The sequence below is a fragment of the Rhodopseudomonas palustris genome (genome assembly GCF_013415845.1).
Classification (GTDB): Bacteria; Pseudomonadota; Alphaproteobacteria; order Rhizobiales; family Xanthobacteraceae; genus Rhodopseudomonas; species Rhodopseudomonas palustris_F.
The window spans coordinates 1,225,322-1,249,864 of sequence record NZ_CP058907.1 but is presented as its reverse complement, the minus strand read 5'-3'; the positions used below and the strand labels follow the sequence as shown (position 1 = coordinate 1,249,864).

Sequence of the window (24,543 nt, the reverse complement as noted above, 5' to 3'; positions counted from 1 at the left end):
GCCAAGGTTCTGTCAATCATGAGCGGCGAAGCAGCCGGGGTCAGTTTCGATTAACCAGCCTTATTAAGCGAATTCGGACCGGGCTCTGGCAAGCTCTCACCCATCGACCGGGAACATAATTCCGGCGGGGAGATCAAAGCCGTGAGGCGTCAAACAGCAACAGGCGGGGCTAACCTCGCCGGGTCGAGCCGCGACTTGCGGCTCGACCCTCTCTCACTGCCGATCCGCTTCGACGCGCACGATGTGCGGGCCGACGGTGGCATCCGGCAAATCGAACTACACCGCGAGCGGGTGGTGCTACGCCGCGCCGTCGCCGGCATGAGAATGGCGGTGAACGTCAGCGTCAGCGACTTCCGCGGCATCGGCTGCCGAGGTCTCGACGACGGCCGCATGCTGATGCTGGTGCACCGCGATCCGTCGCTGTCGATCCCGCTCGGGATCAGCGACGATCCCGAGGAGATCGAACGCATGTGGGCGCTCTGGAGTGAGATCTTCGGACTGCCGCAGCTTCCCGAAGACAAGCAGCGCGAACCCGCGCAGCGCCGCCGCCGTCACCACGTGATCAGCAAGCGTCGTCCGCGCTTCCTGATGCGCCGACGGGTCGGCCGCCTGCTCGACTCACCGAAGTGCTTCGCCGGCGAGCGCGAGATCATCGCGCGCAACTAATCATGCTCCGATGAGAGTGCCGGGCCTGCCCGGGCTCACGCCATGCTGCGCGAGACGGCGTCGGCCACCAGGCCGCCGAACAGCAGCAGGCCGGCGTCGCGGTTCGACTTGAACAGCTTCAGGCACAGCGGGCTGTCGTGGATGTCGACCCGCACGATCTGCTGCACCAGATGCGCCGCGAAGGCGGCGAGGCCGATCCAGGCGAACCAGCCGGCATCGGCGAGCTTCAGCGCCACGCCGATCAGGCTCACCGCCAGACCGAACAGCAGCACCAGCGCCAGCTTGGTGTTCTCGCCGAACAGCAGCGCTGTCGACTTGATACCAACCATCAGATCGTCTTCGGCATCCTGATGCGCATAGACGGTGTCGTAGCCGATCACCCAGGCGATCGAACCGGCGTACAGCGCGAACGCGACCAGATCGAGCCGCTCGAAGGTGCCGGCAAACCCCATCAGCGCGCCCCATGAGAACGCGAGACCGAGCACGAATTGCGGCCAGTAGGTGATCCGCTTCATGAACGGATAGGCCGCGACGATAATCAGCGACGAGATGCCGGTAGCAATCGCGAAACTGTTGAACTGCAGCAGCACCACGAGGCCGATCAGGCACAGCAGCACCATGAACACGGCGGCCTGCTTGGCGGTGACCTGCCCGGCCGGAATCGGCCGCGACCGGGTGCGCTCGACCTTGTCGTCGAGATCACGATCGGTGATGTCGTTCCAGGTGCAGCCTGCGCCGCGCATCACGAACGAGCCGATGAAGAACAGCGCGCAGAACAGAGGCAGGCGGCTGAGGTCGTGGGCCATGCCGGCGGCGAGCGCCGCCGACCACAGGCACGGCATCAGCAGGAGCCAGGAACCGATCGGACGATCGAACCGTGCCAGCCTCAAATAAGGCCGTGTCCACAGCGGCGCATGGTTGTCGACCCAGTTGCCCGTGGAGTCGGCGACCCGCCCGGCCGCGCCGCTGGCCGGAATTCCACTCATCGCGCCAGCACGTTGCCGTTGAGGGTATCGAAGGTGGTGCCGCCGAACTTCTTGGCGGAGGTGTTGACCTCAGGCGTGGCGCTGGAGGAGCCGAGCACGTCGGCGAAGCTCGGACCGGCCGGCCCGCGCTGCTGCTGCTGCTCGGCGATGTTGCAGACCTGCTTCTGCATCTGCTCGGTGCGCTTATGCCCGGTCTTGAGCTGTTCGGCGATGTCGTCCGGAATGCCGCAGCGCTTGGCGTTGCTGACCACGTATTTGATCATCGCCGTCTCGGAACTGGAGAACGCGCCGATCAGCTTGCAGGCCTCGGAGGCCGGAGCCTTGCGTTTGCCGGCGGCTTGAATCGCCTGGCCGCGCTTCTCGGCCTCTTTCCGCAGCTTGAGGAAGTCGTTCATGCAGGCTTCGCCGCCGGCCTGCTGCCCCATCGGCGCGGCACCGGGCGGTGGACCGAACGCCCCGCCGCCGCCGGCGATCGGGGCTGCGCCCGCGGCCGGGAACGATCCGCCCGAGCTGTTCACCGGCGGAAACACCGAGCTGTTGCTTGATGCAGCCGGCGATGACGACGACTGGTTCGGCAGCGGCGCAGGAAATGCCGAAGATGATGAAGACTGGTTCGGCAACGGCGCCGGGAACGCGCCCTGGGCCAGCGCCGGGACGGCTTGAACTGCAAAAGCGGCGGCTAACGCCGGTACAATCAAACGTCGGATGATCAAGGCTGCTCCTCCGGCAAGGTTCGATGGTCCCCGTTGGCCCGATGACGCGTCGAAAAACGACGTGGGGGCCTTTTACGATTCCGGATCGCCCTTAACAACCCGGCGATTGGGGCGGCAGCGCGGCGCTTCGCCCCACAGGCGGCTGATATTCTTGAAAAATTGGGTTAGAAGCGGCGCGTGAGACCCAGCCGATGAGCCGATACGACTTCCGCAGCCCCCGCCTTTTCGTCGATGCCGCCCTCGCGCCCGGTGCGCAGGTGCCACTCGAGCGCGACCAGAGCAATTATCTCGGCAATGTGCTGCGGCTCGGTGCCGGCGCCGCCGTGCTGGCCTTCAATGGTCGTGACGGCGAGTGGCGCGCCACCATCGCGGGCCGCAAGCGGCCCGAGGCGCTGGAGGTGGCGGAGCAGACGCGGCCGCAGGACCGCCTCCCCGACGTCGCCTATGTGTTCGCCCCGCTGAAGCACGCCAGGCTCGACTATATGGCTCAAAAGGCTGTGGAAATGGGCGCCGGCCGGCTGCAGCCGGTGCTCACCCAGCACACCCAGGTGCACCGGCTGAACACCGACCGGATGCGCGCCAATGTGATCGAGGCCGCCGAGCAATGCGGCATCCTCAGCCTCGCCGAGGTAGGCGAGCCGATCGGGCTGGACCGGTTCCTAGCCGGTCGGGCAAACGGAGAGCGGCTGCTGGTGTTCTGCGACGAGGACGCGGAGATCGCCGACCCGGTCGCGGCGCTGCAAGCCACCCGGGATGCGGCGGCCAGGGGCGTCGACCTGCTGGTCGGGCCCGAGGGCGGGTTTTCCACCGAAGAGCGCGCTTTGCTGCTGAAACAGCCCGCCATCCTGCGGCTAGCACTGGGCCCGCGGATTATGCGGGCCGACACTGCAGCGGTCGCCGCCCTGACTCTGGTTCAGGCGGTGTTGGGCGACTGGAAGGGTAATTAGGTAACATTCGACCATTGGCGCCGCCCCGCCCCTTCGAACCGCGGCGGATGACGGTCGAATCTGTCATCCACCCGTGTTAAGGGCTGCGCCGACTAGCGTTTTCTGTTTCACCCTCCCTGCCCGGGACCGCAGGACTGACCGATCATGACAAAGACCGCCGCCGCTCGCGCGACCGGATCCGCCGCGTGGGCGGAGGCGCTGCTGCAATCCTTCGCGGAGGCCGGCTACGCCCAGGCCACGCCGCCGATCCTGCAGCCCGCCGAACCATTCCTCGACCTGTCGGGCGAGGACATCCGCAAGAGCCTCTACCTGACCACCGATGCCAGCGGCGAGGAGCTGTGCCTGCGCCCCGACCTGACGATCCCGGTGGCGCGCGACTACCTCGCCTCCAAGGCCGCCGGACAGCCGGTCGGGTTCTACTATCTCGGCCCGGTGTTCCGCCAGCGCGGCGGCAAGCCAAGTGAATTCCTGCAGGCCGGGATCGAATCGTTCGGCCGCCAGGACCGCGCCGCGGCCGATGCCGAGATGCTGGCGCTGGCGCTCGGCGCCACCACCGCGCTCAAAGCCGGCGAGGTCGAGGTCCGCACCGGCGACGTCGCGCTGTTCGCCGCATTGATCGACGCGCTCGACCTGATGCCGGTGTGGCGGCGGCGGCTGATGAAGGATTTTCATCGCAAGGCCAGCCTGGCGCATGACCTGGAGCGGCTGACACTCGCCCCCTCGACCAGCAACGAATACGAAGGCGTGCTTGCCGCGCTCGCCGGCTCCGACCGCAAGGCGGCGCTGGCGCTCGTCACCGACCTGATGTCGATCGCCGGTGCCACCACGCTCGGCGGCCGTTCGGTGGCGGAGATCGCCGACCGCTTCCTCGAGCAATCGACGCTGAAAAGCGGCGCGCTGCCGCGCGACGCGCTCGACAAGATCAAGCGCTTCCTGGCGATCGCCGGCGCACCAACCGACGCCCTAAAGGCGCTGCGTGCGCTCGCCGCCGATGCCAAGCTGTCGATCGACGCAGCGATCGATCAGTTCGAAGCACGGATCGGCTTCCTGGCCGGCCGCGGCATCGATCTGTCCAAGGTGCGGTTCTCCACCGCGTTCGGCCGCGGCGTCGATTACTACACCGGCTTCGAATTCGAGGTGCACCGCGCCGGCAACGGCGACGAGCCGCTGGTCGCCGGCGGCCGCTACGACGGGCTGATGAGCCAGCTCGGCGCCGCCTCGCCGATCCCTGCGGTCGGCTTCTCGATCTGGATCGAGGCGATGAAACAGACAAGCGCCGGAGGTGCCGCATGAGCGCGCCGTTCGTTCTCGCGGTCCCGTCCAAGGGCCGCCTGCAGGAAAACGCCGAAGCGTTCTTCGCCCGCGCCGGGCTGACGCTGAGCAAGCCGGGCGGCGCGCGCGATTATCGCGGCACGATCGCCGGCCTCGACAATGTCGAGGTGGCGTATCTCTCGGCCAGCGAGATCGCCGCCAACCTCGCCCGCGGCTCGGTGCATTTCGGCGTCACCGGCGAGGATCTGGTGCGCGAGAGCATCACCGATGCCGACAAGCGCGTGCTGCTGATCGACGGCCTCGGCTTCGGCTACGCCAACGTCGTGGTCGCGGTGCCGCAGGCGTGGATCGACGTCCGCACCATGGCCGACCTCGACGACGTCACCACCGGCTTCCGCGCCCAGCACAACCGGCGGATGCGGGTCGCGACCAAGTACATCAACCTGACCCGCGGCTTCTTCGCCCAGCATAACGTCGTCGACTATCGGATCGTCGAGAGCGCCGGCGCGACCGAGGGCGCGCCCGCGGTCGGCACCGCCGAGATGATCGTCGACATCACCACCACCGGCGCGACGCTGGCCGCCAACGGCCTCAAGGTGCTCGACGACGGCGTAATGCTGCGCAGCCAGGCCAATCTCGTCGCCTCGCGCGAAGCCGACTGGTCGGACACCGCGCGCGAAACCGCGCGCGTGATCCTCGATCACATCGCCTCGCGCGCTCGCGCCGGCAAGTACAAGGAAGTCCGCACCCGGTTCAAAGGCTGCAACGACGCGCTGCTCGCCGAAGCCCACAGCCGGTTCGGCGTGGTGTCGCCGTTCGGCGGGCCGACCTCGTCGGGCATGCTGACGCTGCACTGTCCGCCGGCGCAGATCTACGCGCTCGGCAGCTTCCTGCGGCAGCATGGCGCAGACACCGTGTCGGTAGCCGCGCTCGACTACGTGTTCGACAAGGAAAACCCGCTGTTCAGCAAGCTTGCGGCGTTCCTGCCGCAATAATGCCGAGGCAACCCGGCGCCGGTGGCGCCGGCGGGTGGAACCACCATATAGTCACGAGACAAACAAGGCCGTGTGCAAGCCGGAAGTCGATCGATGATGCTTGGGAGTGACGTCTCGGGTCTGTCCACCGAAGCGGGTACCGCCGCGGCACTGGGCCTGTCCATCGTGGTGCCGGCCTACAACGAAGCCGGCGGCCTGCAGGCGCTGCACGGCCGGCTGATCACGCTGGCCGCAACGCTGCGCCAGCGCTACGGCCTCGGCTGCGAGGTGGTCTATGTCGACGACGGCAGCTCAGACACGACGCTGAGCATCGCCCGTAATCTGCCGGCGACGATGCTCGACGTTCAGGTGGTGTCGCTGTCGCGCAATTTCGGCAAGGAAGCCGCGCTGATGGCGGGACTCGACCACGCCAGCCGCGGCGCCGTGCTGTTCATGGACGGCGACGGCCAGCATGCACCGGAACTGGTCGAGACGCTGGTGGGGCACTGGATCGAGGACGGCTTCGACGTCGTCTATACGGCCAAGGCGCATCGCGACAACGAGCCGGCGCTGCGGCGCGCTGCGGTGCGCAGCTTCTACACGCTGATCAATTGGGGCGCGCGGCAGAAGATCCCGGAAGATGCCGGCGACTTCCGCCTGCTGTCACCGCGCGCCGCCCAGGCGCTGCGGCAGCTTCCCGAACGCAACCGGTTCTTCAAGGGCCTGGCGAGCTGGATCGGCTTCCGCCAAAAGCGGGTCGACTACGAACCGGAGCCGCGCTCGCACGGCTTCAGCACGTTCTCGACCGCGCGGCTGATCGGGCTGTCGATCGAGGGGCTGACCTCGTTCTCGGTGGCCCCGCTGCGGATCGCCAGCCTGCTCGGCGTCGTACTGGCGATCAGCGCATTTCTGTTCGGCCTATCCATCCTGTGGGAGACCTGGATCGACGGCAAATCGGTGCCGGGCTATCCGTCGATTATCGTCGGGATGATGACGATCGGCGGCGTGCAGCTGCTGATGATCGGCATCGTCGGCGAGTACATCGGCAAGATCCTGTCCGAGATGAAGGCGCGGCCGATCTACTTCGTGGCCGAGCACAGCGTGAAGCGCGCCGACACAGATGCCGGCGATCCGGCCAAGCGGTCCGCCGCCGAATGAGCAAACCGGACCAGCGCCGGATCTGGCTGGTTGCCGATGACTACGGCATCAGCCCCGGGGTCAACCGCGCGATCCGCGATCTGATCGAACGCGGCCGGATCAACGCCACCTCGGTGATGATGGTCGGCCCGGCGATCGGGCGTGACGACGCGGCGGAACTGCTCAACGCCGCCGCCGCCAATCCGCATGCGGCGATCGGGCTGCACGCCACGCTGACGGCGCCGTTCGCACCGCTGACCATGCACTATCACCCGCTGCATGGCGGCCAGTTTCTGCCGCTCGGGCGCAAGCTGCGCGGCACCCTGCTGCGCCGCCACGACCGCGCGGTGATCGCCACCGAACTCAGCGCGCAGATCGAAGCCTTCACCGACCGGTTCGGCCGTCCGCCGGACTACATCGACGGCCATCAGCACGTGCAGCTGTTTCCGCAGGTCCGCGACGCCTTCCTCGGCGCGGTGAAAACGCTGGCGCCGGACGCCTGGGTGCGGCAGTGCGGCCGCAGCGTGCCGCTGACGCGGCGGCTCGGCAACCCCAAGCCGCTGTTGCTCGACGCACTCAGCGCGCCGTTCCGCAGCCGCGCGGCGCAGGCCGGCATCGCGTTCAATTCCGGCTTCGCCGGCGCTTATGACTTCCTGCGCGAAACCGATTTCGACACCCTGATGGGCTCGTTCCTCCACGGTCTGCCCGATGGCGGCCTGGTGATGTGCCATCCCGGCGAGGTCGACGACACGCTGATCAGCCTCGATCCGTTCACCGATCAGCGCGAGCGCGAATACGCGTATCTCGGCAGTGATCGCTTCCCGGAACTACTTGCAAAGCACAATGTCAGCCTCGCGGCGGTGCCGCCCCAGGCGCCGGGTCAGACCGTTTTGTCGCATACAGAAATTTAATCCGGGCCCGGACTTACGGCCGCCTCAAGGTTCCTTAGATTTGTCGACACCCGCGCCTGCGATCGCAGCAGCGAGCGCCGCGGCGCGGGTTCGAGCGATGCTCAGGGAGATCATGATGACACCGCAGGAACGCCAGCTTGTCGACGATCTGTTCGAACGGCTCGCCCGCCTGGAAGCCACCCCGCGCGACCCGGAAGCCGCCGCCGCCATTACACAGGGGCTGCGGATCGCGCCGAATGCAATCTACGGGCTGGTGCAGACCGTACTGGTCCAGGATGAAGCGCTGAAGCGGGCGCACGAGCGCATCCAGGAACTGGAAGCCGACCATGCGCCGCAATCGCAGGAGCGTGGCGGTTTTCTCGATTCGATGCGCGACGCGTTCTTCGGCCAGGGCCAGACGCCGCAACGGGGTTCGGTGCCGAACGTCCCGCCCCCCTCCACCGGTAGCCGTCCGGCCTGGAACACCGGGCAGGTGCTCGGCCAGCAATCCGCCACGCCGCCTTACGGCCAGCCGCCGCAGGCGCCCTATGGGCAGCCACAGGGCCAGTATGGCGGCCCGTTCGGCGGCCAGGGCGGCTCAGCTTTCGGTGGCGGCGGAGGTGGAGGTTCGTTCCTCGGCACCGCGGCGGCGGCCGCCGCCGGTGTGGTCGGTGGCTCGCTGCTACTCTCCAGCATCCGCGGCATGATGGGTGGCGGCTCGCATCAGAGTCTCGCCGACCAGAGCGGATTGGGCGGCGGCACCCAGAGCCCGTGGGGCGGCGACTCTTCAGGCGGCAACCTTGCGCAGCAGGCCGGGCTCGGTGACATCGGCTCGCAGCGCGGCGGCGTCGACGATAGTTCGCGCTACGGCATGATGGATCAGAACAGCAACGACTACGACCGTGTCGCCGACGCGGGCAACGACCGCGACGACATGGATCTCGACTCGGATGACTTCGACGACGGCGGCGACAGCGACTTCGCTTAACGCTCTCCAGCATCCGCCAACGCGCAACGGCCGCCCCCAAAAAGGGCGGCCGTTGTCGTAAGACGGCTCAGCCTTCGCTTCGAGCGATCAGATCACCACCACCTTGGTGCCGACGCCGACGCGGCTGTACAGGTCGATGACGTCCTCGTTGCGCATGCGGATGCAGCCGGACGAGACGTTGGTCCCGATCGTCCAAGGCTCGTTGGAGCCATGGATGCGGTACAGCGAGGAGCCGAGATACATCGCCCGCGCGCCGAGTGGATTGGCCGGCCCGCCTTCCATGTGACGCGGCAGATCGGGACGGCGCGCCAGCATTTCCTTCGGCGGCGTCCACGCCGGCCATTCGCGCTTGGCGGTGATCGTCTTCACGCCCGACCAGGTGAAGCCGGGACGGCCGACGCCGACGCCGTAGCGCAGCGCCTTGCCGTCGCCCTGCACGAGGTAGAGGAACTTGTTCGGGGTATCGATCACGATCGTGCCGGCCTTTTCGCCGCCATGGTAATCAACAAGTTGCTTTTCGTAGCGCGGATCGAACTCGGGATGGGCCGGCTCGATCGCCGCTTCCTGCTCCTGCATCAGCTGCGGAGCGGTCGGCGCGATGTACTCACGACGTTGTTCATAGGCCGGCTCACGCTGATAATACCGCGAGGACGGCGGCGGAGCGCCATCGCTGAACAGGAATTCGATGAAACCGCCGCCCATATTCGGGCGGTCGGCATAGGCGGTGCGTACCCGCGCCGGAGGGGCGGGCTGCGGCTCGGCATAGACCACCGTCGGCTGCGGGCCCGATGAAAATTCGTAAGCGACGGCGGGATGATAGCCAGCGGTGAGACAGGACACGCTGGTCAGCAATGCGAGGGTAGTTTTGTTGAACATCGACGTACTCTGCACCGTTTCGTCGTGGACTCGCCGAAATTTGCGGCGGTGAACGCAACGGATCAGAAACCAAAACCGGATCGGTTTGGTAAACGCAAACGGCAAACGGATTCACCATGACGCTCTACAGCGCCTGTTCTTGAGATCAGCGTTTATTTTCGATGAACGCCGATACACCATGGTTAACAGCGCGTATGTTCGTCCGATTACTTAGCGAAAATGCAGGTTCCGATCCGCAACGCACCGTTAAACAGATGTCGCTACGACAGGCCGGTGCCTTGAACTGGGATCAACCGACCGATGTCCTTCCAACGCAAGCGTTTCCGCATTGAAGAACTTACGCTCGGCGCAGCGCCGATGCTCGCACCGATCGAATTCGAAGCGGGTCCGACTAATCGCGACCTGATGGCGGAGCTACGCGCGATCCGAGCCCAGATCGTCAACGGCGTCCATCCTGCGCCCGCATCCGGCGAGTCGGGTACCAACAAGGAAATCGACGCTTCGCTCGCGGCCGAAGCCGCAGAGACCAAAGCACTGCTGGCGAGCTACAAGGCTCAGGTCGAGCAGTGCGAGAAGCTGAAGATCGAACTCGATCTGATCCACAACGCGATCGATCAGACCAAGCGCGAAATCGCCGTGCTGCACTCCAAGAGCTTCAGCGGCGAGGAGATGGCCAAGGTCAACGGCGAACTCGGCGCGGTCGTCGGCGGCACCGAGGAAGCCACGCAGCAGATCCTCGAAGCGGCGGAAGCGATCGATCAGGCCGCCACCGCGCTCGGCAAGGTCAACTCGGCTGATCAGCAGCAGGCCCTGAGCGAAGAAATCCAGGAGCGGGTGATCTCGATCTTCGAGGCCTGCAACTTCCAGGATCTCACCGGCCAGCGCATCAGCAAGGTGATGAACACGATGAAGTTCATCGAGCATCACATCGTGCAGATGATGGAGATCTGGGGTGGCGTCGACGAGATCAAGGCGCACGCGCCGCCGGTGGTCGACACCCGCGACGACGACGCCAAGCTGCTGAACGGTCCGCGAGCGCTCGGCGACGACGGCCACGCTTCGCAGGACGACATCGACGCGATGTTCAACTGATCGCAAGCCGTTGCCTCAGCGCCGCTCGGCGGCGCGTGGCGGCTGCAGCACCAGAAAGCACCCCAGCGCCGCGAGGGCGCAGACCATCCCGACCTCGATCACGGTGGCGTCGGAAAACCGCTCCACCGCCGCCGCCACGATGAACGGCGCCGAGGCCTGCACGAACAGCGCAGGCCGTGCGATCCGGCCGATCACCCGGCCGTAGCCCTGCGCACCGAACATCAACAGCGGCAGGCTGCCGCGCGCGATCGTCATCACGCCATTGGCGGCGCCGAACGCCACGCAGAACACGCCCGCGACCAGCACCGACGGTCCGGCAAACGCCAGCATGGCGAACGAACAGGCCATCAGCCCCACCGCCCCGCGCGCGATCCACAGCGGATGCGTCCGACCGGCGAGCAGGAAGTCCGCGAGCCGGGCTGCGACCTGAGAAGGACCGAACAGCGCGCCGAGCGTCACGACGGTGCCGGCGTCGAGGCCGCCGCGCTGAAACATCGCCAGCAGGTTCGACGTCACCCCGGACAGCATCAGGGCGTAGATCGCAAACGCGGTCGCGATCAGCACGAACGGACGCCCCTCCGGGCGCAGCGGCTCCGCCGGCATCAGATGCGGATTCGGACTCGGCGCGGCGACCGATGGCGCCGCCTTGCGCGGCAGCACCAAGCCGTGCAGCGGCGCGACCACGCAGGCCAGCACCGCCGCGAAGGCGAAGTAAGTGCCGCGCCAACCGACATTGTCGAGCAGCAGATGGGTCGCCGGCCAGCCGACGGTCGAGGCGAAGCCGCCCGCAAAAGTGACGAAAGTGATCTGCCGCCGGGCCGTGGTGCCGAACAGCCGCGCCAGCGTGGCGAATGCCGGATCGTACAGGGTCGAGGCCATCGCAACGCCGAGCAGAGCCCAGCCAACGAAATACACCGGCCACAGATCGATGCCGGCAATCAGCACCATGCCGAGCGCGCCGACCAACGCTCCCGGCGCCATCACCACGTTGCCGCCGTGGCGGTCGATCAGACCGCCGACGATCGGCGACAGGATGCCGGAGATCACAAGGGCCAGCGAAAACCCAGACATGCCGAACGCCAACGACCAGCCGTGCGCCGCAGCCAGATGCGGCATGGTCAAGACCGGCGGATAGATCAGCATGCCCCAGCACAGAATCTGGGTGACCGCCAGAACGCCGACTGCGCGTTCCGGTCCGGACACCAGTCTGCGCAGTCCACTCATGAGGTCATGGAGTCAGGTCGGCCTGGAATGGGAGTGGCAGCGGTCAGGCGCGCGGGGCGCAGCGGACATAGACCATGTTGCCGTATCGGGTGGCGGCGTCCTTGTCGACGAAGCGGGTGATCATCACGCGACCGTCGAACGACACGATCTCGCGGTCCTGCTCGCCGATCGGACCGGCCGGCCCGATATAGTTCTTGCCGCTTTGCGAACCCTTCAGCCGCAGCTCCTGCGGGGTCGCCTGGTCGGCTAGATGCATGATCACGCCGCCGGTCGGACCGGCACCGATGACGTAAGGATTCTTGCACTGCGCGACCGCTGCCTTTTCGGTGCGGGCGCGGTCGGACGGATTGAGATACGACGCCAGGCCCCAGCGGCCGACGATCTCTTCCGAGCGGATGGTGGCCGGCAGTTCCGGCGGCGCAGCTGGCTCCTGCACAGCAGCCGGCTGCGAACCGCCAAGGCCGAAGCCACCGATGCTGCCGCACGCGCCGAGTCCCAGCGCCATCAGCGACGCCATGCCCAGATTGAGCGACGCGCGTGCGTTGCGTGAATTGACCATGATTTCTCCCCGAGCAAACGCCCCGTTCGCCCCTAAACCACACAACCGCAAAATGCCACAGCAGGCAATGCGGTCGCGCCGATGAACGGTGTCCCGTCCGGCGGACGGAGCATCTTACACCGGCATCACCAAGCCCTTAAGCCCGTCAGCTTGACAGAAACAGCAGCAGGCCATATTCCCGAGCGCACAATTAGCACTCTTGCAGTACGACTGCCAACACGCGGACGCGAACACGAGCCGCGATCACGAACCGGCACTCGAACGCCAAAGCCCCTCCAGCAACACACAGGATAGCCCATGGCTAAAATCAATTTTCGTCCTCTCCATGACCGTGTCGTGGTGAAGCGTATCGACGCCGAAACCAAGACCAAGGGCGGCATCATCATCCCGGACTCCGCCAAGGAGAAGCCGCAGGAAGGTCAGGTGATCGCCGTCGGCCCGGGCGGCCGCGACGAGACCGGCAAGCTGACCCCGATCGACGTCAAGGTCGGCGATCGCGTGCTGTTCGGCAAGTGGTCGGGCACCGAGATCAAGCTGGACGGCGAAGAACTCCTGATCATGAAGGAGTCGGACATCATGGGCGTGGTCGGCTGAGCCGCATCGCGACAGTATCGAGATATCAGGAGCGAATGAATGGCTGCTAAAGACGTCAAGTTTGCCGGCGATGCCCGCGACCGCATGCTGCGCGGCGTGGACGTGCTCGCCAACGCCGTGAAGGTCACGCTCGGTCCGAAGGGCCGGAACGTGCTGATCGAGAAGAGCTTCGGTGCCCCGCGCATCACCAAGGACGGCGTCACCGTCGCCAAGGAAGTGGAGCTCGAGGACAAGTTCGAGAACATGGGCGCGCAGATGGTGCGCGAGGTGGCCTCGAAGACCAACGACCTCGCCGGCGACGGCACCACCACCGCCACCGTGCTCGCCCAGGCGATCGTCCGTGAGGGCGCCAAGGCCGTCGCGGCCGGCATGAACCCGATGGACCTGAAGCGCGGCATCGAGATCGCGGTCGCGGCCGTGGTCAAGGACATCCAGAAGCGCGCCAAGCCGGTCGCCTCCTCGGCCGAAATCGCCCAGGTCGGCACCATCTCGGCCAACGGCGACGCGCCGATCGGCAAGATGATCGCCCAGGCGATGCAGAAGGTCGGCAACGAGGGCGTCATCACGGTCGAAGAGAACAAGTCGCTCGACACCGAAGTCGACATCGTCGAAGGCATGAAGTTCGACCGCGGCTATCTGTCGCCGTACTTCGTGACCAACGCCGAGAAGATGACCGTCGAACTCGACGACGCCTACATCCTGCTGCACGAGAAGAAGCTCTCGGGCCTGCAGTCGATGCTGCCGGTGCTCGAAGCGGTGGTGCAGTCGGGCAAGCCGCTGCTGATCATCGCCGAGGACGTCGAAGGCGAAGCGCTCGCGACCCTCGTGGTCAACCGCCTGCGCGGCGGCCTCAAGGTTTCGGCCGTGAAGGCGCCGGGCTTCGGCGATCGCCGCAAGGCGATGCTGGAAGACATCGCGATCCTGACCGGCGGCCAGCTGATCTCGGAAGACCTCGGCATCAAGCTCGAGACCGTGACGCTGAAGATGCTCGGCCGCGCCAAGAAGGTGGTGATCGACAAGGAGAACACCACCATCGTCAACGGCGCCGGCAAGAAGCCGGAGATCGAGGCCCGCGTTTCGCAGATCAAGGCGCAGATCGAGGAAACCTCCTCGGACTATGACCGTGAGAAGCTGCAGGAGCGTCTGGCCAAGCTCGCGGGCGGCGTCGCGGTGATCCGCGTCGGCGGCGCGACCGAAGTCGAGGTCAAGGAGAAGAAGGACCGTGTCGAGGACGCGCTGAACGCGACCCGCGCTGCGGTTCAGGAAGGCATCGTGCCGGGCGGCGGCGTCGCCCTGCTGCGCGCCAAGAAGGCCGTCGGCCGCATCAGCAACGACAATCCGGACGTCCAGGCCGGCATCAACATCGTGCTGAAGGCGCTCGAAGCTCCGATCCGCCAGATCGCCGAGAACGCCGGTGTCGAAGGCTCGATCGTGGTCGGCAAGATCCTCGAGAACAAGACCGAGACGTTCGGCTTCGACGCCCAGACCGAGGAATATGTCGACATGCTCGCCAAGGGTATCGTCGATCCGGCCAAGGTCGTGCGCACCGCGCTGCAGGACGCCTCGTCGGTCGCCTCGCTGCTGGTCACCACCGAAGCGATGGTCGCCGAACTGCCGAAGGCCGACGCTCCGGCGATGCCGGCCGGCGGTGGCATGGGCGGTATGGGCGGCATGGGCTTCTAAGCCCACCCCTCTCGCACTGAAGATCGATCATGCAAGGCCGCCTCCGGGCGGCCTTGCTTTTTGGCGCCGCACCTCGCGCGCCTTGGTTCGGATGCAATTCGAATCGACTAGAGCATTTCCGGTTCTGGCGCGTTGTGTCCCAGCGAACCGTTGTCCACTCGGCTCCCAAAAAGCTCTAGGTTCGATGCAGCCTGATTCTCGCGAGGTTCATGTGATGCGCGCATTCCTGTTCAGCCTGCTGGCCCTGCTGCCGGCGACCGATGTCGCCCTGGCCCAGAGCAAGTCCGCGACCAAATCGGCAGCGCCGCCGGCCAACGAGACGCGCTATTTCACCGCCATCGATGGCTTCATGGACGGCGCCGACGTCATCCTGAAGGAGAAGCGCCAGGGCAAGACGGTCACCTCCGCCGAGCTCGACGTCTGCTATTCGCCGTCGAAGACCTCGGACCGCCGCGACCGCTTCGTCGTCACCCTGACTCCGAACGGCCAGGCCCTGACCGGGACGACCCAGACGCTCGCCGGCAAGGCGCCGGTGTCGGTGAGCCTGCAGCAGAGGCCGAATGGCGAGACATACGACTTCAAAGGCGTGATCGGGATCGGAACCGCCACGCACGAGATCACCTCGACCGACAATGCCGATCTCAGCGAGAAGGAATTCCAGGAGAACCAGTCCGTCGACGACAGCATCGCGCAGGCACCGAAGGACTTTACCGCGGTGTCGCCGGAAGCCGTCGGGGTTCGCGTCGCGCTCGAAGGCGCTTCGGACTTCCTGAAGACGCTGAAGACCGAGAACGTCGAAGTGTCGCTGTCGAGCCTCAGCATCGGCTGCGACGCGCTGCGCGCCGGCAAGCTGGTGGTCAACCTCACCGTCGATCCGGAACGCGCCGCTGCGGTGATCGCCAAGGCCAAGGCGTTCCCCGGCGTTGCCGCAGCCGGCTGGACCAACGGCATCGTCGACATGGACCGCACCGTCCTGTTCCCGGCGGCGGGCTGGCGCGATGGCGGCAAGATCAATCGCGAGAAGATCGCCAATACCATCACCGCCACCCTGTCGCAGACGCTGGAAGCCAAGCTCGCCTCGGCGGTGTGGGACGACGCAAGCGGCAAGCTGAAGATGACCTTCAAGCGGCCGAGCGAGACGTTCCCGGCGCTGCAGCTCACCGAGGTGATCACAGTCGAGGCGCTGGTCAGCGCCGACAAGCCGGGCGGCACCGACAAGCTGATGCTGTGGCTCGGCAACGCCAGCGACACCACCGTCGATGAGAACGCGCCGCCGCGGCTCGGCCTCAACGACGACGCTCCCGGCGAAGAGGAAGGTGAGCCCCGCACCGATGGCGGCGCGGTCGCGGCTCTCGCCAAGGAGCTCAAAGGCCAGCGTTGGGATTCCGAAAGCTCGACTTGGCAATAGCGCGCAGCAAGCGCCCAGGATCGGCCGTCGCCAGGTCATGGAACCGCGATTTGACATGCCGCTGCAATGCGGCAATGAAGCGCTTCCCTTGGATGGCAGGATGATCGGCTGAATGACGCGCTTTGATGCAGTGGTAATTGGCGCCGGGCTCGGCGGCCTGACTGCGGGCGCGATCCTGGCCCGCGAAGGCCGCAAGGTACTGGTGATCGAGCGCGGCAACTCGGTCGGCGGCGCAGCCTCGAGCTACAAGGCCGGCGAACTGTTCGTCGAAGGCTCGCTGCACATTACCGGCAACCCGCAGCACGGCCGCGATCCGAAACACCGCGCCTTGAGCCGCGCCGGCGTGCTCGACGCCGTGCAGTGGATTCCAGCCGGGGCGCTGTATCAGATGCGCGGCGGTCCGGTTGGCGAACCCTTCACGCTCCCAGACGAATTCGCCGCTGCCCGCGACGCGCTGAACCAGCGCTTCCCCCACGCGAGCGCCGGGATCGCACAATGGCTCGGCGAACTCGAACGCCTTGCCGGAACGCTCGGCGATGGCGGCCTGGACGCCGTGCTGGCACTGGCGCCGGAGTATCCCGATTGGCACGCGCCGCTCGGCGACAAGTTGCAGGCGCTGTTCGGCGACGACGAAGCGGTGAAGTGCGCGGTCGCCGGCAACCTGTCCTACGTTCACGATGATATCGCCGCGCTGTGGTGGGTGCCGTTCGCGATGGTGCAGGGCAGCTTCCTGCTCAGCGGCGCGCGCTTCATTCAGGGCGGCTCGCAGCGGCTGTCGAGCGCACTGGCCCGCGCGGTGCGCAAGGCCGGCGGCGAGGTACTGCTCCGCCGCGTCGTCTCCGGCGTGGTGATGGGCGATCATGGCGGCCCGCATCAGGTCACCCACATCGCCCGCGACGGCGGCGATCCGCAGACCGCCGAGGCCTCGACGGTGATCGGCAATGCCGCGCCTTCGACGCTGGCAAGCCTGCTTCCTGCCGACCAGGCCAAGCTGCTCACCGACAGCTACGCCGATCGGACACCCTCGCTCTCGCTGTTCGCGCTGACGCTCGGCCTGTCCAGGCCGCCTCGCGAATTCGGTGTCAGCAGCTACGCCACGCAGTTGCTGCCGGACTGGATGACGACACTGGCATCCTACGCCGAAGCCAAGACGCTGATGGCGGACGAGCCGGGTGCGCGGATGCCGCCGCTGGCGATCGCCGACTACACCGCGATCGATTCCGGCGTGCCGTCGCCGCCTTACGTGCTGTCGGTGGTTGGCCCCGACCGGGTGTCGAACTGGGACGGCCTCGATCAGGATACTTATCGGGCCAAGCGCGCCCGCTGGCAGCAGGCGCTCCTCTCTCATCTCGACCGCAGCTATCCGGGCCTCGCCGGCGCGGTGACGGCGGCGGCGTTCAACACCGCCTACTCGGTACAGCAATATCTCGGCGCGCCGCAGGGCGCGGTCTACGGCTTTGCGCCGCTGCTGCCGAACTCGGATGCGCCCTATCGCACCCCGCGCACAGCCCTGCCCGGCCTATACCTGTCGTCGGCTTATGCGGGCATCGGCGGCTACAGCGGCGTGGTGCAGGCGGCGGAAGGATGCGCCGAGCTGATCCTGCAGGATCGGAAATAGCCTTAGTTCGTGTTGAGGTGGAACCGCAGCGGCTGCGGACCACCGGTGAAGTTCACGAAATCGCCTTGCCGGCTCCAGCTGGTCGCCGCGGCAAGCGCTGCGACCAGCGCATCATCCGCCTGAGCGCGGTCCGCCGGACAATTGCGATCCTCGATCGCGCCCGGCATGAAGATCACGGTGCTGCCGGCGACCGAGAACTGCCCAACGCCGCCCTTGCACCACAGCTCCAGCCGCACGCTCCCCTGGTCGCCGATTTCCAAATTCGGAATCCGCTTCGAACCCGGCTTCGGCGGCGCATCCAAGGTCAGTTCCAGACCGAACGGAAACTCCTGGTCGGATTGCGCAAGCGACGGCGTCGAGAGGCTGGCTGCCAGCACCACGGCAATGGCGACGAAACGGAAGATCGACTGACAGTGCATGGTGCCTCGGCCGTTGTTCAGGAAGGTCCGCTGTTTATCGCGAACCGCACCGGCTTGGCCAGACCGCGGCACCAGAGAAGCCTGCAACGAAAAGCCCCGCGACCGAGACCGCGGGGCTTTGGCGCAATTCAGCGCTGGCTTGCGTTACTTCAAGACCATCGCGGTGAACGGATAGACATAGGCCTGCAGCATCACCAGCACGCCGACCAGACACGCGAGCGCAATCGAGTGCAGGAACACGTAGCGCAGGATCGTGCCTTCGCGGCCGTACCAGTTGGTCGCGGTCGACGCGACGACGATCGACTGAGCATCGATCATCTTGCCCATCACACCGCCGGATGAGTTGGCGGCGCCCATCAGGATCGGAGACAGGCCGAGCTGCTCGGAGGTGATCTTCTGCAGATTGCCGAACAGCACATTGGAGGCGGTGTCCGATCCGGTCAGCGCCACGCCAAGCCAGCCGAGCAACGTGCCGAAGAACGGATACAACACGCCGGTCGCCGCGAAGGCTAAGCCCAACGTCGCGTCGACGCCGGACAGACGGGTCAACGTGCCGATCGCCAGCATCGCCGAGATGGTGATCAGCGAGATCGCGCAGACCTTGATGGTGCGGCCATACTCGGCCGCCATCCTGCCGGGCGATACGCCCATCAGGAGGCCGGAGATCAGCGCCGCGATCAACATGCCGGTGCCGGTGAACGACAGATAGGTGAACGAGAACACCGCGCCCTCTGGCGTCGGCTTCGCGGCCACCGGCGGCACCTTCATGATCATCTTGTCGAGTTCAGGGACGGGATAGTTCCAGACGAAGATCGAATTCGCCCAGCTCTTGAACAGGCCGGTGCCCCAGATCAGCATCACGATGCAGACGATGATCCACGGCAGCAGCGCGCCCCACAGCTGCGTCTGCGTCAGCGGAGCCCGGCTCAGCTCTTTCGGCGGGGCCATGGTTTCGGTGGAGGGATCGTGGCTGCGCAGCTTCGGCGACAGCCACAGCTCTTTCGGCTGCCACACTTTCAGGAACAGGATCAGGCAGCCCATCGAGATCAGCGAGGCGCCGATGTCGACGATCCAGGGATTGATGTAGTTCGAGATCAGGAATTGCGGGACCGCGAACGACACGCCGGTGACCAGGATCGCCGGCCAGATCTGCATCATGCCGCGGAAGCCCGCGAACGCCCAGATCAGCCAGAACGGCACCAGCAGCGAGAAGAACGGCAGTTGCCGGCCGACCATCGCGCCGAGGATGTAGGGATCGAGGCCAGTGACCGAGGCGAGGCCCTGAATCGGCGTGCCGAGCGCCCCGTAGGCGACCGGCGCGGTGTTGGCGATCAGCGACAGGCCCGAGGCGGCGAGCGGCGAGAAGCCGAGGCCGATCAGCACGGCACCGGTGATCGCGACCGGCGTGCCGAACCCGGATGCACCTTCGAAGAATGCGCCGAACGCAAACGCGATCAGGAGTAGCTGCAGTCGGCGGTCGGTGGTGACACCACCGATCGCCCGCTGCAGCAGCTCGAACCGGCCGGTCGCCACGGTGACCCGATAGAGAAAGATGACGTTGAGAACGATCCAGCCAATCGGGAAGAAGCCGGTGACGACACCGAGTAGCGAGGCGCGCACCGACATGTTGGCCGGCATCGTAAATACGAAGATCGCCACCGCGTTGGCGAGCACCAGAGCGATGATCGCGGCAAGGTGAGCCTTCACCTTGCCGCTCGCGATCAGCACCAGCAGCGTAACCACGGGAACGGCCGCCGCCAGGGTCGACAAAGCGGCGCTGCCAAGTGGATTATAGATTTGATTCCACACGCATTTCTCTCCCTAAATGTTATGTTTTTTGGCCGCGTCGGTGCGAGCCGGTCCGACACGGAGATCAATCGGGAGGCAGCGGCCTCCTCAAGTACGGCCGAATGAGCGGGCCTGCTCACAAACGCGCGAAGCACCTGACCGCCGATCTTGCCGCCGGCACGATCATGCTAGGGTGCGACAACTGGGTGCGACAAGCCGCCGTAGGTTAAGTTACCTACAACTTTCGTCTAACCACCAAACTCCCCGAGAGCCGCACCGGAGATCTCATCCGTGAGCAACATCAAAGGAACGCTGGCGACCGCCTGGCGGATCGCCGCGCCGTATTTCAGTGCCGAAGACAAATGGATGGGCCGCGGGCTGCTCGCAGCCGTCGTCGTCATCGAGCTCGCCGTCGTCGGGCTCTCGGTGCTGTTCAACCGCTGGAACAACGTGTTCTACAACGCGCTGCAGGAGCGGAACTACGACGTCTTCACCTATCAGATCATCTACTTCTGTGTGCTGGCGGCGATCTGGATCGCTCTCAAGGTCTATCAGCTCTATCTCAATCAGTGGCTGCAGATCCGCTGGCGCAAGTGGATGACCGAGCGCTATCTCGGCGGCTGGCTGCACGACGCCAACCACTACCAGATGCAGCTCACCGGCGACGCCGCCGACAACCCCGATCAGCGCATCGCCGAGGACACGCAGTTGTTTGTCGAGCGCACGCTGGCGCTGGGCATCGGCCTGCTCAACGCCGTGGTGACGCTGGCCTCGTTCGTGGTGATCCTGTGGGGGCTATCGAACGAAGCGCCGCTGCATCTGTTCGGCCAGGACGTCCCGATCCCCGGCTATCTCGTCTGGGGCGCGCTGATCTATGCCGCGCTGGGCACCGCCCTCACCCATTGGATCGGCTCGCCGCTGGTCGATCTCAACTTCCGCCAGCAGCGTTATGAAGCCGACTTCCGCTTCAACCTGGTGCGCGCCCGCGAGAACGCCGAACAGATCGCGCTGCTCCGCGGCGAGCCGGCCGAGCGCGACAAGCTGTCGTCCCGCTTCAGCTACGTGGCCGAGAACTTCATGCGGATCATGAGCCGGACCAAACGGCTGACCGCCTTCACCGCCAGCTACTCGCAGGCTTCGATCATCTTCCCCTACATCCTGGTGGCGCCGGCCTTCTTCGCCCAGAAGGTGCAGCTCGGCGGCATGATGCAGACCGCTTCCGCCTTCGGCAGCGTCCAGGACTCGCTGTCGTTCTTCATCACCGCCTACCGGACGCTGGCGGAATGGCAGTCGGTGCTGCAGCGGCTCGACGGCTTCGAGCGCGCGATCGAAGGCGCGGCCACCCGGCGCGACAATCCAGGCGTGATGCGCGTGCCGGCTGCGGCCGGCGGAATCGAACTGAAGGACCTCAACCTGACGCTACCGGCCGGAGCGCCGCTGATCAGCGCCGACGGCTTCAAGATCGGCGACAATGAGCGGACCCTGATCGTCGGCCCGTCTGGTGCCGGCAAGTCGACGCTGTTCCGCGCAATTGCGGGGATCTGGCCGTTCGGCTCGGGCTCGATCGCAATCCCTGCGGATGCAACGCTGATGATGCTGCCGCAGCGCCCCTACTTCCCGGTCGGCGAGCTGCGCGCCGCGATCGTCTATCCGGCCGAATCCGGTGCGTTCAGCGACGTGCAGGTCGCCGAGGTGCTGCGCGAGGTGGGACTGCCGGCACTGGCAGAGCGGCTCGATCAGCATGGCCATTGGAACAGGACGCTGTCGCTGGGCGAGCAGCAGCGGCTCGGCATCGCGCGGGCGCTGCTACACGCCCCGCAATACCTGTTCCTCGACGAAGCCACCGCGTCGCTGGACGAGCCGTCGGAAGCGGCGCTCTACAAGCTGCTGGACCGCAAGCTGCCGGGCACCACGATCGTCTCGATCGGCCACCGCTCCACGCTCGAAGCCTTCCATCAGCGCGACGCGTTGCTGTCGCGCACCGGCGACGGCTTCACCCTGCACGACCGAGCCAAGGCGGCGGCTCCCGAAGTCGGGCTTGCGGGCAGCTGATCGATCCAACGGTCGGGACAAGCAGAGGCATCGAAACGTCAGTGGCAATCGCGAGTGGCTATCCGCGGTCGGTGATCCGCCGCAGCTCTTTCGCCGTGCTCGCTTGATTGCGCCCAACCTGATCCCACCGCACGGCTCGCTTGAGCACCGGGGCGACAGCCAGTTCCAGGCGGGTCTCGCCAGAGATCGAACAGAATGAGCAGAAAAACGAAAAGGGCGGCAGATTGCTCTGCCGCCCTTAGTCCCGGAAGGGATTTATCTTACTTCAGAGCGCCCAGCGTCACGTCAGCCGACAGCTTGGCGATGAAGGTCGAACCGCACCACTTCGAACCAACGCCGGTCTGATTGATCGACGAAAAGCTTCCATTGGCAGTCGCGGTGAAGTCGCTGGTGAACGCGTTGCAGCTCGCCTGGGACAGATCGGTGTCCGAGTAGCGCAGGTCGAGGGTGAACACCTTGTAGGTGAAGCCCACGCCGACGTTCCAGGTATTGTAATCGGCCAGCTTGATGTTGCCATAGAAGGCGTCAGTCGTACCGAACCACTGACGGCCGTATTCACCCGACACGTACATGCCGACGCCGCTCGCACCGAACAGGGTGGTCGGGGCGGTATACTTACCGGTCACCGACGCGTAGTTGCCCCAGGCACCGGTGTTCAGGAAGTTCGGCGAATACCATTCGTTGCCGCCGATCGCGAAGCTGTCGTTGATGGTCCACAGAACCTTGGCGTAACCCTCGTAGAAGCTCACGTCCTTCTTCATGACGTTGCCGTTGACGAGCGAGATCGCGTTGGTGTCGCCCGCGCACAGGGTGCCGAGACCAGACGCCGCGGTATCAACGCACGAACCACCCGGATACAGGTAGCCCCAGACACCGAAGTCGAACGCGAAGGCGCCGAAGGTCGGGCGGATACCACCGTAGATGTCGACTTCAGCCGCGGCGCGGTTGGCGAACGAGATGCTCTCGAACGAGGTACCGACGTAGAGCTGCAGGTCCTTGGTGAGGTTGTAGCGCGGCTCGAAATACGCGGTGACCGAGGGCTTGTGGTTCGACTGGGTGACGCCGCGGAAGACGTAGTCGCTCATGACGGCCGCGCCGAACGCGATATCCCACGGATCGAACGCCACGATCGGCGGAGCCTTGGTGTACACCTTGGCAGGCAGATCAGCCGCCGAGGCCGAGCCCACGCCGACTGCGAGCAAAGCCGCGACCGACAAGATTGTCTTCTTCATTTTGATCCCCATCGTTTCCAAGCCAGCCGGACCCGAAGTTCAAGGACGCGACATCGACCTGCACAAAACCAATTGTGACATCACTGTGCGGTGCCTCACGAAAACCGTGAAGCAAAAAACACATGCAGATGCCGACTTTTTGTGCAATCCCGCACACTCAACCATTCGTTGTTTGGAAGTGTTGCAAGAAAATCACTGCTTTGCGAACGGCTCGTAGGCCAAATTCATGAGATATGGTGGTTAGAGCAACACTTTTGGCTAAGTAACAAGTAGCGGCCGCAGGACCGAATCGCTGCGATGCGCCCGACCAAGCCTCGGCGAAAAGCGCTGCTTGTAGAGCCCTGCTCGGGGAACGTGACGACGAAGGCCGCGGTCCAGGACCGCGGCCTCGGCAAATCAGGATCGGACTACCGTCCTAATTACATCGGGTCAGCCGCCGGCTTGGCCGGCTCGGCGTGGTCAAACTCCTCGTCGGGAACTTCCTCCTCTCCGGCCGCCTCGGTGGCGTCCGGCCGGGGATCACCCGAGGTCTCGATCGAATCGGTCTCTGCAGACGACTCCACCGGCTCGTTATCCGCGGGCGATGTGGTCTCGTCGGACGGAAACGGCTCGGCCGGCGCAACATCCTCGGTCTCCGGAGTCGCTTCGGCCACCGGCTCGGACACTGCCTCGTGCTGGGTCTCTTCCGGCTCGACGACAGCCGGTGCCGGCTTCTTGGCGCGCGGCTTGCGAGGTTTCTTCGGAGCTGCAGGCGGCAGAGCAACCGGCTCGGCCGCCGCGCTGGGCGCAGCTTCGGCCGGCTTAGGCGCTTTGCGGGACGCAGGCTTTGGCTTGGGCGCTGCCGGCTTGACGGCGGGAGCCTTCGCGGCGGTTTTGGCGACGGGCGCCTTGGCGGCCTTCCTCTTGGCCGCAGAGGCCTTCGTAGCCGGGGTCTTCGTAGCCGGGGCCTTCGGCGCGGCGGCCTTTGCCTTGGCCGGCTTACCCGCAGCCGACTTGGCAACGCTCTTCGTCGCCGGCTTCGCTACTGACTTAGCTGGGGACTTCGCGGCGGACTTGGCAGCCGGCTTAGCTGCCTTCTTGCCGGGTTTAGCTGCGGCCTTCTTCACCGCCTTCTTGGCAGCCTTACCGGCGGCGGCCTTGGATTTGGATGCGGACTTGGCCTTCGGGACCCGCTTGGCTTTCGATTTGGCCTTCGGCTTCGACTTGTCCTTCTTGGCCGATGCCTTGCCGGCGGATTTGCTCTTCTTGTTCTTGCCTGCCTTGGCGGCCAGCAACAGCTTGGACTTCTTCTTGGCCTTGGACTTCTCGGCCTTCTTGTCGGCCTTGTCCCTCTTCTTCGACTTCTTGTCTTTCGCCATGGTCGTCCTCCAGTTGTGCGGATTGCTGCTCGGCCAGCAATCACGCGCCCCGCGACCGGCGTTCCAG

General features: G+C 65.7%; 22 protein-coding genes. 13 read left to right on the top strand and 9 right to left on the bottom strand.

Translation table 11 applies throughout. The features are described from left to right. The first annotated feature begins 141 nt into the window (after positions 1–141). On the top strand, positions 142–666 hold the full coding sequence (locus HZF03_RS05835) for a DUF6101 family protein (RefSeq protein ID WP_179906263.1): 525 nt from the start codon (positions 142–144) through the stop codon (positions 664–666). A gap of 35 nt (positions 667–701) precedes the next feature. On the opposite strand, the gene ubiA is transcribed toward HZF03_RS05835, so the two are convergent. Together ubiA and HZF03_RS05825 are read right to left on the bottom strand one after the other, a co-directional pair. Further along, positions 702–1,652 (bottom strand): 4-hydroxybenzoate octaprenyltransferase, encoded by a 951-nt coding sequence (gene ubiA / locus HZF03_RS05830; RefSeq protein ID WP_104511968.1) that lies wholly within the window; start codon positions 1,650–1,652, stop codon positions 702–704. Next, positions 1,649–2,365 (bottom strand): hypothetical protein, encoded by a 717-nt coding sequence (locus tag HZF03_RS05825; RefSeq protein ID WP_012494857.1) that lies wholly within the window; start codon positions 2,363–2,365, stop codon positions 1,649–1,651. The genes ubiA and HZF03_RS05825 overlap by 4 nt, the downstream gene beginning before the upstream one ends. Positions 2,366–2,556: 191 nt before the next feature. On the opposite strand from HZF03_RS05825, the gene HZF03_RS05820 reads away from it, so the two are divergent. The 6 genes from HZF03_RS05820 to HZF03_RS05795 all read left to right on the top strand — a co-directional run bounded on the left by HZF03_RS05820 (position 2,557) and on the right by HZF03_RS05795 (position 8,573). Then, positions 2,557–3,312, top strand: coding sequence for a 16S rRNA (uracil(1498)-N(3))-methyltransferase (locus tag HZF03_RS05820; RefSeq protein ID WP_119020188.1), 756 nt, complete (start codon positions 2,557–2,559; stop codon positions 3,310–3,312). A gap of 144 nt (positions 3,313–3,456) precedes the next feature. Next, complete coding sequence (locus tag HZF03_RS05815) at positions 3,457–4,605, top strand: ATP phosphoribosyltransferase regulatory subunit (protein ID WP_119020187.1); 1,149 nt, start codon at positions 3,457–3,459, stop codon at positions 4,603–4,605. After that, on the top strand, positions 4,602–5,579 hold the full coding sequence (gene hisG / locus HZF03_RS05810) for an ATP phosphoribosyltransferase (protein WP_012494854.1): 978 nt from the start codon (positions 4,602–4,604) through the stop codon (positions 5,577–5,579). The genes HZF03_RS05815 and hisG overlap by 4 nt, the downstream gene beginning before the upstream one ends. A 93-nt stretch (positions 5,580–5,672) precedes the next feature. Further along, complete coding sequence (locus tag HZF03_RS05805; RefSeq protein WP_119020186.1) at positions 5,673–6,716, top strand: glycosyltransferase family 2 protein; 1,044 nt, start codon at positions 5,673–5,675, stop codon at positions 6,714–6,716. Beyond that, a complete protein-coding gene (locus tag HZF03_RS05800; RefSeq protein ID WP_119020185.1) occupies positions 6,713–7,606 on the top strand; it encodes a ChbG/HpnK family deacetylase in 894 nt (297 codons plus the stop codon). The genes HZF03_RS05805 and HZF03_RS05800 overlap by 4 nt, the downstream gene beginning before the upstream one ends. A 115-nt stretch (positions 7,607–7,721) precedes the next feature. After that, positions 7,722–8,573: a DUF2076 domain-containing protein gene (locus tag HZF03_RS05795; RefSeq protein WP_119020196.1), complete on the top strand. Its 852-nt coding sequence runs from the start codon at positions 7,722–7,724 to the stop codon at positions 8,571–8,573. Positions 8,574–8,660: 87 nt separating this feature from the next. Here HZF03_RS05795 and HZF03_RS05790 read toward each other — a convergent pair whose 3' ends face one another. After that, entirely contained in the window at positions 8,661–9,449 is a 789-nt protein-coding gene (locus tag HZF03_RS05790; RefSeq protein ID WP_119020195.1) for a L,D-transpeptidase, read from the bottom strand. A gap of 300 nt (positions 9,450–9,749) precedes the next feature. On the opposite strand from HZF03_RS05790, the gene HZF03_RS05785 reads away from it, so the two are divergent. Continuing rightward, on the top strand, positions 9,750–10,541 hold the full coding sequence (locus HZF03_RS05785; protein WP_011156708.1) for a protein phosphatase CheZ: 792 nt from the start codon (positions 9,750–9,752) through the stop codon (positions 10,539–10,541). Between the two features lie 15 nt (positions 10,542–10,556). Here the strand turns inward: HZF03_RS05785 and HZF03_RS05780 are convergent, their stop codons facing one another. Then, entirely contained in the window at positions 10,557–11,765 is a 1,209-nt protein-coding gene (locus HZF03_RS05780; protein ID WP_011156707.1) for an MFS transporter, read from the bottom strand. 43 nt (positions 11,766–11,808) lie between these two features. Next, on the bottom strand, positions 11,809–12,324 hold the full coding sequence (locus HZF03_RS05775; protein WP_011156706.1) for a hypothetical protein: 516 nt from the start codon (positions 12,322–12,324) through the stop codon (positions 11,809–11,811). Positions 12,325–12,621: 297 nt separating this feature from the next. Between HZF03_RS05775 and groES the strand changes: the two genes are divergently transcribed. The 4 genes from groES to HZF03_RS05755 all read left to right on the top strand — a co-directional run bounded on the left by groES (position 12,622) and on the right by HZF03_RS05755 (position 17,627). After that, positions 12,622–12,918 (top strand): co-chaperone GroES, encoded by a 297-nt coding sequence (groES, locus tag HZF03_RS05770; RefSeq protein ID WP_011156705.1) that lies wholly within the window; start codon positions 12,622–12,624, stop codon positions 12,916–12,918. A 39-nt stretch (positions 12,919–12,957) separates the two neighbouring features. After that, complete coding sequence (gene groL, locus HZF03_RS05765) at positions 12,958–14,601, top strand: chaperonin GroEL (protein ID WP_119020184.1); 1,644 nt, start codon at positions 12,958–12,960, stop codon at positions 14,599–14,601. A 214-nt stretch (positions 14,602–14,815) separates the two neighbouring features. Beyond that, entirely contained in the window at positions 14,816–16,009 is a 1,194-nt protein-coding gene (locus HZF03_RS05760) for a hypothetical protein (protein WP_119020183.1), read from the top strand. Positions 16,010–16,121: 112 nt separating this feature from the next. Continuing rightward, on the top strand, positions 16,122–17,627 hold the full coding sequence (locus tag HZF03_RS05755) for a phytoene desaturase family protein (protein WP_119020182.1): 1,506 nt from the start codon (positions 16,122–16,124) through the stop codon (positions 17,625–17,627). A 2-nt stretch (positions 17,628–17,629) separates the two neighbouring features. On the opposite strand, the gene HZF03_RS05750 is transcribed toward HZF03_RS05755, so the two are convergent. Both HZF03_RS05750 and HZF03_RS05745 read right to left on the bottom strand, forming a co-directional pair. After that, positions 17,630–18,046, bottom strand: coding sequence for an META domain-containing protein (locus HZF03_RS05750; RefSeq protein ID WP_119020181.1), 417 nt, complete (start codon positions 18,044–18,046; stop codon positions 17,630–17,632). Between the two features lie 144 nt (positions 18,047–18,190). Continuing rightward, complete coding sequence (locus tag HZF03_RS05745) at positions 18,191–19,855, bottom strand: L-lactate permease (protein ID WP_119020180.1); 1,665 nt, start codon at positions 19,853–19,855, stop codon at positions 18,191–18,193. Between the two features lie 270 nt (positions 19,856–20,125). Between HZF03_RS05745 and HZF03_RS05740 the strand changes: the two genes are divergently transcribed. Continuing rightward, positions 20,126–21,886, top strand: a complete 1,761-nt coding sequence (locus HZF03_RS05740; RefSeq protein ID WP_119020179.1) for an ABC transporter ATP-binding protein/permease — start codon at positions 20,126–20,128, stop codon at positions 21,884–21,886. Positions 21,887–22,146: 260 nt separating this feature from the next. Here the strand turns inward: HZF03_RS05740 and HZF03_RS05735 are convergent, their stop codons facing one another. Then, complete coding sequence (locus tag HZF03_RS05735; protein ID WP_119020178.1) at positions 22,147–23,118, bottom strand: TorF family putative porin; 972 nt, start codon at positions 23,116–23,118, stop codon at positions 22,147–22,149. Between the two features lie 419 nt (positions 23,119–23,537). Beyond that, a complete protein-coding gene (locus HZF03_RS05730) occupies positions 23,538–24,476 on the bottom strand; it encodes a hypothetical protein (protein WP_119020177.1) in 939 nt (312 codons plus the stop codon). Between the last annotated feature and the right edge of the window lie 67 nt (positions 24,477–24,543).

Bases quoted from the DNA above. Each gene is read 5' to 3' on its own strand.
- HZF03_RS05795 (WP_119020196.1), top strand. From the start codon at position 7,722: ATGACACCGCAGGAACGCCAGCTTGTCGACGATCTGTTCGAACGGCTC.
- HZF03_RS05805 (WP_119020186.1), top strand. From the start codon at position 5,673: ATGATGCTTGGGAGTGACGTCTCGGGTCTGTCCACCGAAGCGGGTACC.
- HZF03_RS05760 (WP_119020183.1), top strand. From the start codon at position 14,816: ATGCGCGCATTCCTGTTCAGCCTGCTGGCCCTGCTGCCGGCGACCGAT.
- HZF03_RS05820 (WP_119020188.1), top strand. From the start codon at position 2,557: ATGAGCCGATACGACTTCCGCAGCCCCCGCCTTTTCGTCGATGCCGCC.
- HZF03_RS05790 (WP_119020195.1), bottom strand. From the start codon at position 9,449: ATGTTCAACAAAACTACCCTCGCATTGCTGACCAGCGTGTCCTGTCTC.
- HZF03_RS05815 (WP_119020187.1), top strand. From the start codon at position 3,457: ATGACAAAGACCGCCGCCGCTCGCGCGACCGGATCCGCCGCGTGGGCG.
- HZF03_RS05735 (WP_119020178.1), bottom strand. From the start codon at position 23,118: ATGAAGAAGACAATCTTGTCGGTCGCGGCTTTGCTCGCAGTCGGCGTG.
- groES (WP_011156705.1), top strand. From the start codon at position 12,622: ATGGCTAAAATCAATTTTCGTCCTCTCCATGACCGTGTCGTGGTGAAG.
- hisG (WP_012494854.1), top strand. From the start codon at position 4,602: ATGAGCGCGCCGTTCGTTCTCGCGGTCCCGTCCAAGGGCCGCCTGCAG.
- HZF03_RS05775 (WP_011156706.1), bottom strand. From the start codon at position 12,324: ATGGTCAATTCACGCAACGCACGCGCGTCGCTCAATCTGGGCATGGCG.
- HZF03_RS05755 (WP_119020182.1), top strand. From the start codon at position 16,122: ATGACGCGCTTTGATGCAGTGGTAATTGGCGCCGGGCTCGGCGGCCTG.
- HZF03_RS05785 (WP_011156708.1), top strand. From the start codon at position 9,750: ATGTCCTTCCAACGCAAGCGTTTCCGCATTGAAGAACTTACGCTCGGC.
- groL (WP_119020184.1), top strand. From the start codon at position 12,958: ATGGCTGCTAAAGACGTCAAGTTTGCCGGCGATGCCCGCGACCGCATG.
- HZF03_RS05800 (WP_119020185.1), top strand. From the start codon at position 6,713: ATGAGCAAACCGGACCAGCGCCGGATCTGGCTGGTTGCCGATGACTAC.
- ubiA (WP_104511968.1), bottom strand. From the start codon at position 1,652: ATGAGTGGAATTCCGGCCAGCGGCGCGGCCGGGCGGGTCGCCGACTCC.
- HZF03_RS05780 (WP_011156707.1), bottom strand. From the start codon at position 11,765: ATGAGTGGACTGCGCAGACTGGTGTCCGGACCGGAACGCGCAGTCGGC.
- HZF03_RS05730 (WP_119020177.1), bottom strand. From the start codon at position 24,476: ATGGCGAAAGACAAGAAGTCGAAGAAGAGGGACAAGGCCGACAAGAAG.
- HZF03_RS05750 (WP_119020181.1), bottom strand. From the start codon at position 18,046: ATGCACTGTCAGTCGATCTTCCGTTTCGTCGCCATTGCCGTGGTGCTG.